Source organism: Longimicrobiales bacterium, assembly GCA_028823235.1.
Taxonomy (GTDB): Bacteria; Gemmatimonadota; Gemmatimonadetes; order Longimicrobiales; family Gaopeijiaceae; genus UBA2589.
Genome location: JAPKBW010000004.1, coordinates 102215 through 115893 on the forward strand (window position 1 = coordinate 102215; position 13679 = coordinate 115893).

The following is a 13679-nucleotide window of genomic DNA, read 5'->3' on the forward strand; positions in this document are numbered from 1 at the left end:
GTATTGGTCAAAGCGTCAGGCGAATGGACGCGGATCCAAACGCCGCGCCACCGGCTGGATCATACTCACCCGAATAGCCCGGGATCGCCTCAAAGCCCTCTGCCCACCCACCCTCGAGGGAAAGCATGAGCAGAATGCTGAACGTCATCGCAGCACTTCCGAAGTACAGGCGCCTGCTACCGCTCATGTCCCCGAGTGCCGAACCTCGCCCACCAAAGCCATCGTTCACTTCCAGGATGCTCGTCCCGATGTACTCCTCCCATCCCATGCCAGCAAGCAGTTCGACCGCATGGATATCCTTTCCGATCGTGGCACGAATCGAGGTGATCGACGGCTCCACCTCGAACGCCGACGGGGAGACCCCGGGCTCGCCGACCTCGATCGCGCCGGAGAACCGACGCGCCCATGACACGGAGAGTCCAGGAATGGAGAAGCCTTCGCGAAAGATCCCAACTCGAACACCGACCCCGTAGGACTTGGCGTTGCCGACGAACCCCGCTTCGCTAGGCAGCAGCACAATGCTTCCACCTCCGAATACATCCGTCGCCAGAAAGCCCCCGACGGTGGGCATCAGTCGGAATCCATCGAAGAGCCCCAGCGTGACGCCTGCGTGAAGCGCTGAAGCCCTGAAGCCTTTCTCGGCTGTCCCAGCCACGTCGGCAAGGTCGATCATACCGGCATCAACGATTCCTGCCCTGAGCGTGAAGGCGATCCGAGGACCGCCACCCACCCTGGTGCCAAGATTGGACGCCGTTCCGGTCACCTCAGAGCCGAGCCCTGTCGCCAGCCCGACATGTCCGAGCACCGCCTGCGTAGAGACTGCTCCACCGAGACAAAGTGTTGCAGGTCCTCCAGTGCGGACGCATTCCGACGCAAGCGCAGAAGGTGTCTGAGCCCCCAGCGACGAGGCGGCCATCGCCACCACCGCGACCGCCAAGACTCCTCGGAGCGTCACAGGTAGGTGACCCCTTCACCCTCCACCGTCGACCCGATCATCCACGCCTCGACACCGCAATCGGCCGCAGCGTCCAAGATGACGCTGACATCGGACGAGTCGACTGCGACGATCATGCCGACGCCCATGTTGAACACACGGTCCATCTCTTCCCGCGCGACACCGCCCGCGGCCTGCATCGTCTGGTACACGGCCGGGACTTCCCAACCTGCCCTGTCCACAGACGCACCGATCCCGTTAGGCAAAACGCGCGGCAGGTTACCGGGGACGCCTCCCCCGGTGACATGCGCGAGGCCCCGCACGACACCATCCGCCAGGGGACCGCGAAGCGCCGTCAGGTAGCTCCGGTGCACGGCCAGAAGTTCGTCACCTACAGCGTGACCCGTGCCGGGCATTTCGTCTTCGATGCCTAGTCCCATGACCTCGAACACGATCTTGCGAGCCAACGTGTAGCCGTTCGTATGCAAGCCCGTCGAAGCGAGGCCGATCAGGGCATCTCCAGCCCGAATGGCGGAACCATCGATGATCTGGTCACGTTCGACCGAACCCACGATGAAGCCCGCCAGGTCATACTCGTCTGCCGCGTAGAAGTCGGGCATCTGCGCGGTTTCGCCACCGAGCAGTGCGCAGGCATTCTCTCGACACGCAATCGCCACGCCTCGTACAACGTCCTGTACGACAACCTCGTCCATCTCACCGGTCGCGAGGTAGTCAAGGAAGAACATGGGCTTCGCGCCCTGCACCAAGATGTCGTTGACGCAGTGATTCACGAGGCACTGCCCCACGGTGTCGTGGCGGCCCGTCGCAAAGGCGAGTTTCAACTTCGTGCCTACGCCGTCTGCGCTGGACACAAGCACCGGCTGATTGATGTCGTCCGGCACCTGGTACAGGCCCCCGAACTGGCCGAGTTCCGAGAGCGTGAAGCGGTCACGGGTCGACGCGACGAGTTCCTTCAGACCTTCTTTCGTCCGCTCTGCCGCATCAAGGTCTACACCGGCATCCGCGTAACTCAGTCCATCAGACATGGTCCGCTACCCTCACATGGGTTTCGAACGCTGTGATCTTTCGAAATTCTTCGACCCTGGCGAGCACGGAGGTCTCTTCGAGGTCCCGGAGCATTTCAACGCTGAACTTCTCGCAGGCGAACGATCCGAGCGCTGACCCGAAGACCATGGCCCGGCGGAGGTTGTCGGGTGACAGCGAGCCTGAGCGTGCGAGGTGTCCCATGAAGCCACCCGCGAACGAATCGCCCGCGCCAGTAGGATCGAACACCTCCTCGAGCGGGTATCCGGGCACATAAAACAGCCAGTCGTCAGCGAACAAAATGGCTCCGTGCTCACCCTTCTTCACAATCACGATCTCGGGGCCGCGCTCCTGAACCCAACGCGCCGCCTTGAGCAGATTCGGCTCGTCCGCAAGCTGACGAACTTCCTCGTCGTTCACCATCAGGATCCGGACACGAGGCAGGAGATCGAGAAGTCGCTCGCGAGCGCCATCGATCCAGAAATTCATCGTGTCGCAGGCAACGACCTCAGGTGCCGCCACCTGATCCAGGACATCGTGCTGGAGCGAGGGGTCGATATTTCCCAGAAATACGAACCGTGCGTCACGGAAAGAGTCGGGGATTTTGGGCTGGAAGTCGGCGAATACTCCGAGCTGTGTGTCGAGCGTGTCCCGAGAATTCACATCGTTGTGGTAGCGCCCGGCCCAGAAGAAGCTGTCACCCTTCGCCTTCTCGATGCCCGAGAGGTCCGCGCCACGGCTCGCGAGAAAGTCCAGATCCGCCATTGGGTAGTCGTCACCAACGACTCCGACGACCTGCACAGGATGAAACAGTGTCGCGGCGGCCGAGAAATACACGGCAGAACCACCGAGCACACGCTCAGCCTTCCCGAACGGAGTCTCGACCGAGTCGAGTGCAACGCTGCCCACACAGAGAATCGACATCTATTCGCCTTGTTCGTCCCGCACCATGCGCACGGGAGCTTCGATAGCTAGGAGTTCGAGTCCGTTCCGTAGAACGATTTGCACAGCACGTGCCAGGGCCAGCCGAGCGCCCCGTAGCGCGGGATTTACAGTTAGGACCGCAAGTTCTGGATTGCGACTGGGGTTGCCCGCGTGGTACCACGAATTCGCGACGCTCGCGGTCTGCTCAAGGTAGTCGCACACGATGTGCGGCGACGTCTGTTCAGCTGCGCGGGCTACCACGCCGGGGAAGTCCCCCAGCTGTTTGACCAGCTCGCGCTCCACCTCGTTGCTGAGAAGAGACACGTCGGGCGAAGATACGTCCGCGCCAACCTCCTCCTCCGCCTTCCGGAAGATCGAACACATGCGCGCATGAGCGTACTGGATCTTGTAGACGGGGTTCTTGTCAGACTGGTCGAGGGCCACGTCCAAGTCGAACAGGAGATGTCCGTCGGGCTTCCTCATCTGGAAGAAGTATCGTGCGACATCCACACCGACCTGGTCGTACAGCTCTCGAAGCGTCATGCCCGAACCTGCGCGCTTCGAGAACTTCACCTCTTCCCCGTCCCGTATGACCCGCACCATCTGGTGAAGCACGTACTCGGGGTACCCGGCGGGAAGTCCTAGTGCCTGGAGGCCAGCACGGACCCGGTCGACCGTTCCGTGGTGGTCGGACCCCTGTACGTTGACCACCCGCTTGAAGCCGCGATTCCACTTGCTCATGTGGTACGCCACGTCGGGCACGAAGTACGTGGGCAGCCCATTACTCCGGACCATGACGCGGTCCTTCTGGTCTCCGAACCTGGTCGATTCGAGCCATGTCGCTCCGTCCTTTTCGTACACGAGGTCGGCGTGTCGAAGTTCCTGAATCGTCGAGTCAACGAATCCGTCATCGTAGAGCGAACTCTCGAGGAAGTACTCGTCGAAATGCACCCGGAAATCCTCAAGGTCTGCGTCCTGCTCGGCTCGAAGGACGCGAACGGCGTGACGCTGAACTTCCCCGAGAGCTTCCTCAGAGTCGTCCGCCAGAAAACGGTCCCCGACTTCGGCCGCGAAGCTCTCGCCTACGTCCCTGATGTAGTCCCCGCGATATCCGGCATCGGGGACGGAATCATCCGCTCCGAGTCCCTGCCGATAGCGTGCCCGAACACTCAGAGCCAGTAACTCTATCTGACGACCGCTGTCGTTGTAATAGTACTCTCGATGGACAGCCCATCCGGTCCATTCGAGGAGTGAGGCAATCGCGTCCCCGAGTGCGGCTTGGCGACCGTGGCCGACATGCAGCGGGCCGGTCGGGTTCGCTGAAACGAACTCGACCATCACGGACTGTCTTGCCCCGGTATCGTTGCGTCCCCACGCTGCGTCCGCCGAGAGAATGTCCTCAACGACGGATCCGACCGCAGCCGAGGCAAGCCTGAAATTGAGGAAGCCCGGTCCGGCAATCTCAACAGATTCCAGACCCGCTGATTCGAGATCAAGTCGCGACACAATCTCTTCGGCGATGTTGCGGGGAGCACGCTTGAGCACGCGGGCAAGTGTCATGGCCACATTGGTGGCAACGTCCCCATGCGCTGGGTCCCGGGGCCGCTCCAGTTTCACCTCCGCGTCCCCTGCGCCCATCTCGGCGAGAACTGCGGAAAGTGCGTACTGAATCGATTCGTTCGACATCGTCAGGAGTCCGACGAGCCGGAGGATCCACCCTTGTCGGAAGATCCGCTGGATTCGGCCTTCGTGCTCGGCTCCTTGGGCGCCGCCTCGGAAGACGATTCGCCCTTGTCAGCCGAGGCCTTCTTCTTGTACTCGTCGGAGCGGGTCTCTGTGATGTAAAAGCCGTCACCCTTGAAGAGAAACCCAGCCCCACCAGAGATCTTACGCTGGGCGGCCGCGCCACAGTCAGGGCACTCGGTTACGGGGTCATCCGACATCTTCTGAAAGATCTCGAAGCGATGGCCCTTCTGGCACTCGTAGTCGTACGTCGGCATGGAAGGCGGACGGTTGGTCGGACGCGGAAACCGCTCCGATGGGGCGACTTGGAAACCCAAAAAATTAACCCTGAGAGCGAGCGGTTGCTACCCGTCCCATGTGCCCCATTCCTCGCGCAGTGCATCACTGATCTCACCGAGCGTCGCACCCTTCTTCACGGCGCCGACGAGCGCGGGCATGAGGTTCCCATCCGATGCGGCCAACTGGCGAACCGCATCGACCTCTGAGCGCACCGCACCGTCGTCGCGTGCCTCACGAAACGAGCTGAGTTGAGCGACCTGACCGGCCTCGAGCGTGGAGTAATCGGGTTGACCGATTCGGGGAGACCTTTCGTCTTCGGCATGGACATTCACGCCGACGACCGGCCGGGCTCCCGACTCGATCTCCATCTGGAATCGATACGCCGCCTGATGAATTTCTTCCTGCATGTACTCGATGGCCTGAGCGGCTCCGCCCATCTCATCGATGCGCTCGAGGTATTCCACGGCGAGGCGCTCGACCTCATCCGTCAGCGCCTCCACATAGTGCGAGCCACCCAATGGGTCTGCGGTCCGGGTCACCCCAGACTCCGACGCCAGAATCTGTTGGGTACGGAGTGCCAGCTTCGCAGACTCTTCGGTCGGGAGGGCCAAGGCCTCGTCGTAGCCATTTGTGTGAAGCGACTGCGTGCCGCCGAGTGTCGCCGCCAAGGCCTGCACCGCGACTCGAATCACATTGTTGAGCGGTTGCTGAGCAGTGAGCGTCGACCCTCCCGTTTGTGTGTGGAACCGCAGACGACAGGCGTGATCAGAGGCTCCGTAACGCTCACGGAGAAGCCTGGCCCACAAACGACGTGCCGCCCGGAACTTCGCGACCTCTTCAAGCAAATCATTGTGGGCCGCGAAGAAGAACGACAGGCGAGGCGCAAAGGACTCCAACTCGAGGCCTGCGTCGAGTGCTCGCTTCACATATTCCAGTCCGTTTGCGAACGTGAAGGCGATCTCCTGCGGTGCCGTGGACCCGGCCTCACGGATATGGTATCCCGAGATGGAGATCGTATTCCACTTCGGTACCTCGTGGGCACAGAAATCCATGATGTCAGTGATGAAACGAAGGCTCTGGTCCACGGGATAGATGTAGGTACCGCGAGCGATGTACTCCTTGAGTACGTCGTTTTGAATCGTCCCACTCAACGCCGAGCGATCGACTCCTTGTTCGTCACCGAGCGCGACGTAAAAGGCCAGCAGGATGCCCGCTGTTGAGTTGATCGTCATCGATGTCGACACTTCGCCAAGCGGGATCCCGGCGAGGAGTCGTCGCATGTCATCAAGTGAGTCGATCGCTACCCCGACTCGACCGACCTCACCGGCTGCCATGGAGGCATCCGAGTCGTATCCCATCTGTGTAGGCAGGTCGAACGCGACGGAGAGTCCGGTCTGGCCTTGATCGAGCAGATACCGAAAACGCTCATTCGTCTCTTCAGCCGTCCCGAAGCCAGCGTACTGCCGCATCGTCCAGACGCGCCCCCTATACATGTCCTCGTACACGCCCCGTGTGTAAGGAAACGCGCCGGATTTTTCCTCATTCCCGTAAGAGCGATCCACTTGGATCCCCGAATCGGTCCGCTTGATCTGATCAGACATCAGTCTGTATTCTCCTCAGCCTCGATCGGCGCGAGGTCCACGAGAAGCTGATCTTTCTCAACCGCCTGTCCTTCCGCCACCATCACCTTCGTCACAATGGCGTCAGCTTCAGCTGTGAGTTCGTTCTCCATCTTCATGGCCTCGACGATCACGACGCCCTGACCGGCTCGAATCGTATCTCCCTCGGATACCTCGATCCGCATGACCATCCCGGGCATCGGCGCAACAATCGGGCATGGGCCCACAGAGCCGCTCCCGGCACCTGTCATGTCCCGGATCGCTCGCGTGCGTTCATCGACGGCTTCGGCCCGAATTTTCCGTCCCCGTAAGTGCAGATCCCAGGTCTCGGGACCGGTCCGTCGGGCCGAGATGCGATGCGAGACACCATCCACGATCAGGGAGCGAATCGGACCACCCTCGAGGTGGGCGAAGTCCACGGCACATGGCAGCCCGTCGACCAAGACCTTCGGGCCATTGAGCTCGACCACGTGGGTTCGGTCACCCACAGCTACGTGGTAGATCACGCCCCGTCCTCCACCCGCCTCAGCGCGACCAGTGTTTCCACATGCGCCGTCTGCGGGAACAGGTCAAATGCTTTCACGCTCTCGACCTCGTACCGAGACTCTAGAGCGCGCAGGTCGCGAGAAAGCGTGCCCGCATCACAGCTGACGTACACAATCCGCTCGGGTGGATTGTTCAGGATCAAGGGTGGCACACTCGCATCGAGTCCTCCGCGAGGCGGGTTCACCAACAGCACATCGGCCGGCAAAGTGTCTGGCAACAGCATCTCAACGGAGCCACGCACGACGGAAAAACCCTCGGGCGCGTCGTTCTCTGCCAATTCCACCGCCGACGCGTCCAACTCGATCCCGACCACAGACCAGCCGCGGGAGGCCAGTGCCCGCCCATACGTCCCATTCCCGCAGTACGCGTCGACGAGCTCCACAGCTGATTCGTCCTTGTCAGCACCCTCTTCGGCGAGCAGGTGAGAGGGAGCTCCGACGACCTCCAGCACGTAGTCACGAAGCGCGACCGCGGCATCCCGGTTCACCTGCTCGAACGACGTACCTCCGCGAGCACCAGGCGTACCCAGCACGAGTGACGGACCCTTCTCCGTGCCGGCCGCCTCGTGCCACACGGCAACAATCGCCGGGACCCGCTCGACCAGAGCCCGACCTGTCCAGCCCCTGGCACCACCCTGCACTACGAGTTCCACTCCATCGTCTCCGAGGCGAAGCGTCAGCCGAAGCCGACCGGCCTCCGGGAGATGTCGAGCACCGGGCCCCCAGCTTTCCCGCAGTGCCTCCCACACGTTTGTCAGTTCATCGAGTGGCAGCAGGCATTCTCGACCTACCTCAATGACGTGAGCCGGCTTTCCAAGGGCATGGAATCCCGCAACGACACGGCCCCCTCTCAGCCGCCGAAGAGTGTAGGTGACACGGCTCCGATACCGCTCCTTGCTCGGGGACGGAACGACCTCCGGCGGCTCAATTCCTTCGAGACCACCGATGCGCCCAAGGGCGTCCGCTATGAATCGCCCCTTCCATTCAATTTGCCGCGCGTACGGAATGTGCTGCAGCTGACAGCCGCCGCACTCCGAGTACAACGGACACGAGGCCTCGATGCGGTCCGGCCCTGGCTCGAGCAGCGCTTCGACCGAACCGGTCGCCCAACGGGGCTTACTCTTCTCAATCTGGATTCGAACCAGATCTCCCGGAGCAGTTCTCTGGATGAACACGACGCGGCCATCAGGCAGGTCAGCAACGCCACCGCCGCCTGACCCGAGCGCTCTGACACGGACCTCTGGATTCTCGCTCACTATCAGTCTCCCCCTACGCTACCGGTCCTGCGCCACGCGGACATCGGTGATCCACTGTTCATTCTCATTCGAGGTGCTCGACGCCGACGGTGCTCGTCTTCGAGCATCGCGGCCGCGATGGCCGCAGGGACCATTTGATCCTCCGGACAGTCGGGTTCGAGCAGGTCTGGGTGTTCTTCGAGGTATCGGATAGTGAAATCCCCTGATCGGAAATCGGCCTCGTCCATGACGCGGCGATGGAACGGTGCGCAGGTCTCAACACCCGCAATGACGAGCTCGTCCAGGGCTCGCGCCATGCGGTCGATCGCCCCGCTGCGGGTGGGCGCTGATACGATCAACTTTGCCAGAAGAGGGTCGTAATATAGCGAGACCTCTCCACCTTCGAGCACGCTTCCATCCCACCTTACACCCGGCCCAGTCGGCACCTCGAGGTGCGTGACTGTCCCGGTCGAGGGGAGAAAGCCGCCGATGTGGTCCTCCGATGTGATTCGGCACTCGATCGCGTGTCCGCTGAGCCGAACGTCCGCTTGGGCGAAGGCCAGCTTCTCCCCCGAGGCGACCCGGAACTGCCACTCCACAAGGTCCAGCCCCGTCACAAGTTCGGTCACGGTGTGCTCGACCTGAAGGCGCGTGTTCATCTCGAGGAAGAAAAATTCACCGTTCTCATAGAGGAACTCGATGGTCCCGGCGCCCCGGTAGTCCACCGCCTGCGCGGCCCGAACTGCGGTTTCACCCATTCGAGCGCGGTCCTCCTCCGACAGCACCGGCGACGGAGCCTCCTCAATGAGCTTCTGATGCCGTCGTTGAATGGAGCACTCACGTTCGCCCAAGTGTACCAGATTGCCATGTGCGTCGCCGAGTACTTGGATCTCGATGTGCCTCGGTCGCGCGAGGTACCGTTCCAGGTACACGCTGCCATCACCGAACGCCGCGAGTGCCTCGCGCGACGCAGCCTCGAATGCCCGTTTCAGGTCGTCAGGCGCCTCGACGACCCGCATGCCCTTCCCGCCCCCGCCAGCCGAAGCTTTCAAAAGAACCGGATACCCGATGATATCGGCAGCTTCGGCCGCCTCGTCGGGGCCCGCCACGGCATCCGTGAGGCCAGGCACGATCGGAACCCCGGCCGCAGCCATGCGGCGACGCGCTTCAGTCTTGTCCCCCATCGCTGCGATCGTCTCGGAGGTCGGTCCGATGAAGATCAGACCGGCGGCCTCGACCGCGGCCGCGAAATCGGCCCTCTCGGCAAGGAATCCGTACCCGGGATGGATCGCCTCTACCCCTTTGGCCAAGGCGAGCTCAATGATCGCGTCGCCCCGCAGATAGCTCTCCGCGGATGGCGCGGGGCCAATGCAGTAGGCCTCATCGGCCTCAAGCACATGCGCGGCCAGTCGGTCGGCCTCGGAATACACGGCGATTGTCCGGATCCCACATTCGCGGGCACCTCGGGCGATTCGGACGGCGATTTCGCCGCGATTTGCGATAAGGACGGAGCCGATCAAGACGTGGCCGGGATCAGAGGGATGCGATCAGGGGGAGGTACTGAAGCCCCTGAAGTTATCAGCCCACGTCAGAAAACAGGTAGGCGGTCGCCCGGTCTGCGCGCAGAGAGTGCCACACGCGTCCTAGTACCATGCCGCCCCTGTTACGACAGTCCCTTCGCCGCTGCAGATAATATCGGAATTGATGTCTTCTTCGTCCCCGTAGCTGGCCAGAATGCTCCGGAGCCGATCCGGCGTGTCTAGGGTACGATGCCCTGGCGACGGCGGCGGGTTCCCACCCAACGTGCAGGCCCTTCTAAAGCGGGATGTTTCCGTGCTTCCTGGCCGGATTTTCATCTCGCTTGTTCCGGAGCATATCAAGCGCGGAGATGAGGCGCGGACGCGTATCCCGCGGGTCGATCACGTCATCGACGTAGCCACGGGCAGCCGCCACATAGGGGTGGGCAAACTTCTCGCGGTACTCTTCGATTCTGGCCTCCGTTGCCGCCTGGGGGTCTTCTGAGTCGGCGATCTCCTTCCTGAAAAGAACCTCGACGGCACCCTTGGGACCCATCACCGCGATCTCAGCCTGAGGCCAAGCTAGATTCACGTCGCCCCGGATGTGCTTAGAGTTCATGACATCGTAGGCTCCACCGTACGCCTTCCGAGTGATCACCGTGAGCTTCGGCACCGTTGCCTCGGCGAACGCGTACAAGAGCTTCGCCCCATGCCGGATGATGCCACCGTGCTCTTGGGCGACCCCAGGCAGAAAGCCCGGTACATCTTCGAGTACCACCAGCGGGATGTTGAACGCGTCGCAGAAACGGACAAAGCGAGAGCCCTTTACGGACGCATCGATGTCGAGCACACCGGCCAGTGCAGCGGGCTGATTCGCAACAATGCCCACCGCGTGTCCACCGAGGTGCGCAAAGCCAACGAGCAGATTCCCGGCGAACCGTTCGTGCACTTCGTAGAAGTCACCCTCGTCTACGACATGCCCTATCACTTCTCGCATGTCATAGGGATGATTGGGGTTATCCGGAACAACTTCGAGCAATTTTTCATCTCGTCTGTCGTACGGATCTTCGCAGCCCGCATCCGGTGCGAGGTCTCGGTTGTTCTGTGGGAGAAAGCGGATCAGGTCACGAACCGAGGCCAGGCACTCGGGCTCCGAGTCACAGGCGAAGTGTGCCACGCCCGACTTCGAGGCATGGACGTCTGCTCCCCCAAGCCCTTCCATGTCGATGTCCTCGTGGGTCACTGTCTTAACAACATTCGGGCCGGTCACGAACATGAAGCTGGTCCCGCGGACCATGTACACGAAGTCAGTGATTGCGGGGGAGTAGACCGCCCCACCCGCACACGGCCCGAGGATCACGCTGATCTGGGGAATGACCCCGGATGCCATGGTGTTCCGCAAGAAGATGTCGGCATAGCCCCCGAGGCTGGCCACACCTTCTTGAATTCGAGCGCCCCCCGAGTCGTTGAGCCCAATGATGGGCGCCCCGTTCTTGAGGGCCATGTCCTGAAGCTTCACGATCTTTTCAGCGTGCGCCTCAGACAGAGAGCCTCCGAATACTGTGAAGTCCTGGCTGTACGCATACACGAGGCGGCCGTGGACCGTCCCGTATCCAGTGACGACCCCGTCTCCGAGTACCTTCTGATCGGCCAGCCCGAAATCGGTCGACCGGTGCGTCACGAACCGATCGAGCTCTACGAATGATCCCTCGTCCAGTAGTAGGTCGAGGCGTTCTCGAGCCGAAAGCTTGCCGCGGGCGTGTTGCGCCTCGATTCGCGCCACCCCACCACCCAGTTCAGCCTGCGCCGAAAGCTCTGCGAGGGTCTCTAATTTTTCGTGAATCGACATCAGCGTCTTCCCTGATCTTCCCGGCGGTTATTGGCTGCTTCATCCTGGCTCCCCAAAGTATCCTCGGGCGCCGGCCGGAGCTCCAAAGGCGTCAGCGCACGGTTCTGGATTCGAACGACTTCCGTCCCCCTAACCACTCGACCGTCGATCACAGAGAAGATCCCGGTCGCGCCCTCAATCGCTTCAAGGGAGCCAAACGAGGCTTGGACTTGCTCCGGGGACACCCGCCCCGGCCGCAGGGCCTCCAGCAGCAGTAACAGGGCGTCGTACCCGATCGACGCTGTCGATCCGACCAGACTGCGCTGGAAGTACTTCTCGTACGCCTGCCGAAAACGAAAGTCACCGGCGGAGCCAACCCCGGCGCCGACTGCGGCGGTCGCGACCACTCCTGTCGTATGGCGCGTATCCACGACCTGGAGCGTCTGGGGATCAGTCCAAGCGGAAGTTCCAAGGATCTCGATCGCGAGCGTGTCGAGTCCAAAATGAGTCACCTGGGGAGCCAGAAAATCGATGTCTTCCAGGGGAACCGGAAGGAAAATCGCGGTCGGCTGAAGCTCCTCCACATGCAGCGTGTCGTCTTCGGTAAGACCAAGCGCAGTAATCTCATCCCGACGCAGAGCGTCCTGGGCAGCTTGAATCTGCGGCTCAAAGAAGGTGGCTCCGGCCTGATAGCCGAAGCGCCCGACGACAGGCATGCCCATCGACGCAGCAGCCCTTTCGAACGCATCGGCCTCCGCCTCGGCTTCGGGCGTCTGCGGATGCACGATCGCGATACGCTGGAACGCTCTCGATACGGCATAGTAGGCCAGGGACGCCGCCGCCTCGATATTCGCACCCTCTAGTGAGTAGGCACCCTGTCCCGCCCTGTCAGCGCTTCGAGCGGTCGGCGAAACCAAGGTGACATCGTAGTTCCTCACATCGCCCGCCAAAAGCAGATCGCCGTCCTGCAGCATGCCTATGATACCCTGGACGCCCTCCGCTTCGAGTTCCTGTACGGCCTGCGCCGTCAGCTCAGGATCCCCTTGGTCGTCACGAACGATCAACTCGACCTGGTAGTCATCCCCAAGCGCAGTCGCAGCTGCGACCTCGATCCCCTCCGTAAGGAGCATCGAGAATTCCGCGAGCGCTGGAGGGCCTCCCATTGGTAGAACTACGCCGATCCGGAAGCTGGTCGTCCGGCCCCTACCTGCAGGCAGTTCGCCCGCGAGTACGCCCCGAGCCCAGAGCAACTCCTCACCGGCTACGCCGTCATCGATCGATCGCTGGGCGTAAATGGTGGCTGATTCCGTCCGATCCATCTCAAGGAAGCCGACCGACAGCCGGGCCTCGGCTATCGGCGTCAGCGGTCCACGGACTGAGACTCCGTCCACAACGCTCTGGATTTCAGCTAACTCGAGCGAGTCCGTTGCCATTCGTACCATGGCCACGGACTCCTCCATCTGGGACGGATTAGCCGCTTCGTCGATTCGCAACAGCCGGTCTAGGCGGGCACCGTGATCCTCGGAGTTCGCACGCGCCTGCAGAAGCCGCGCGCCGGGCCCACGCCGATCTCCGGCTGGCAGCAGTCCGGCGTACTGCCCCGCCGCGACATCCGCTGCGGGAAAATCACGGTTCTCCAGGTGCGCCCGTGCCGACATCTCAAGTGCCGCACCCGACACGTCAGACGCCGGGAAACGCTCAATAAGGTCCTCGGCAATCCGGAATACTTCAGAGAAGCGTCCAGCGTCAAACGAAAGCTGAGCCTCCGCAAACAATTCTTCTGCCACACGCTGCTCAACCGCACTGATCGGCCCCGGAGACACGACGACGGGTACGTCTAGTCCAGGGCCAAGCCGAGCATCCGTCGATTCAGCCTCTCGAGTCCCACTCCCGACCGTCTGGCAGGCCGAGGTGAGTGTCCACGCGACACACCCAAGAAGGCAAAAGAAACGCCCGAACGCATATCGCGTCCGGGCGCTCCTGAACTGACCCCTCACCGAAAACCCTCACT

10 protein-coding genes and 1 pseudogene are annotated in these 13679 nt (G+C 62.0%); all 11 read right to left on the minus strand.

Going from position 1 to position 13679, the window contains the following annotated elements; translation table 11 throughout:
* Window positions 1-7: 7 nt before the first annotated feature.
* Window positions 8-955 carry a hypothetical protein gene (locus tag OSA81_03325; protein MDE0898025.1) on the minus strand — a complete coding sequence of 316 codons (948 nt, stop codon included), beginning with the start codon at window positions 953-955 and terminating at the stop codon, window positions 8-10.
* Window positions 952-1980 (minus strand): phosphoribosylformylglycinamidine cyclo-ligase, encoded by a 1029-nt coding sequence (gene purM / locus OSA81_03330; GenBank protein ID MDE0898026.1) that lies wholly within the window; start codon window positions 1978-1980, stop codon window positions 952-954. Before purM ends, OSA81_03325 begins: the two co-directional genes overlap by 4 nt.
* Window positions 1973-2902, minus strand: coding sequence for a PfkB family carbohydrate kinase (locus tag OSA81_03335; GenBank protein ID MDE0898027.1), 930 nt, complete (start codon window positions 2900-2902; stop codon window positions 1973-1975). The genes purM and OSA81_03335 overlap by 8 nt, the downstream gene beginning before the upstream one ends.
* Window positions 2903-4588 carry an arginine--tRNA ligase gene (gene argS / locus OSA81_03340; protein ID MDE0898028.1) on the minus strand — a complete coding sequence of 562 codons (1686 nt, stop codon included), beginning with the start codon at window positions 4586-4588 and terminating at the stop codon, window positions 2903-2905. It lies immediately after the preceding gene.
* Between the two features lie 2 nt (window positions 4589-4590).
* The gene (locus tag OSA81_03345; GenBank protein ID MDE0898029.1) at window positions 4591-4902 is read right to left on the minus strand and encodes a zinc ribbon domain-containing protein; all 312 of its coding nucleotides are present in this window, start codon (window positions 4900-4902) and stop codon (window positions 4591-4593) included.
* Window positions 4903-4989: 87 nt separating this feature from the next.
* Window positions 4990-6525: a methylmalonyl-CoA mutase family protein gene (locus tag OSA81_03350; protein ID MDE0898030.1), complete on the minus strand. Its 1536-nt coding sequence runs from the start codon at window positions 6523-6525 to the stop codon at window positions 4990-4992.
* Window positions 6525-6749 (minus strand): annotated as a pseudogene (locus OSA81_03355) (2-oxoglutarate decarboxylase). The gene OSA81_03350 and the pseudogene OSA81_03355 overlap by 1 nt, the downstream one beginning before the upstream one ends.
* 296 nt (window positions 6750-7045) lie before the next feature.
* Window positions 7046-8344, minus strand: a complete 1299-nt coding sequence (locus OSA81_03360; protein MDE0898031.1) for a TRAM domain-containing protein — start codon at window positions 8342-8344, stop codon at window positions 7046-7048.
* Window positions 8345-8346: 2 nt separating this feature from the next.
* Window positions 8347-9843 (minus strand): acetyl-CoA carboxylase biotin carboxylase subunit, encoded by a 1497-nt coding sequence (locus tag OSA81_03365; protein MDE0898032.1) that lies wholly within the window; start codon window positions 9841-9843, stop codon window positions 8347-8349.
* A 295-nt stretch (window positions 9844-10138) separates the two neighbouring features.
* Window positions 10139-11689: an acyl-CoA carboxylase subunit beta gene (locus OSA81_03370; GenBank protein MDE0898033.1), complete on the minus strand. Its 1551-nt coding sequence runs from the start codon at window positions 11687-11689 to the stop codon at window positions 10139-10141.
* A complete protein-coding gene (locus OSA81_03375) occupies window positions 11689-13665 on the minus strand; it encodes an ABC transporter substrate-binding protein (protein MDE0898034.1) in 1977 nt (658 codons plus the stop codon). Before OSA81_03375 ends, OSA81_03370 begins: the two co-directional genes overlap by 1 nt.
* Window positions 13666-13679: the final 14 nt, after the last annotated feature.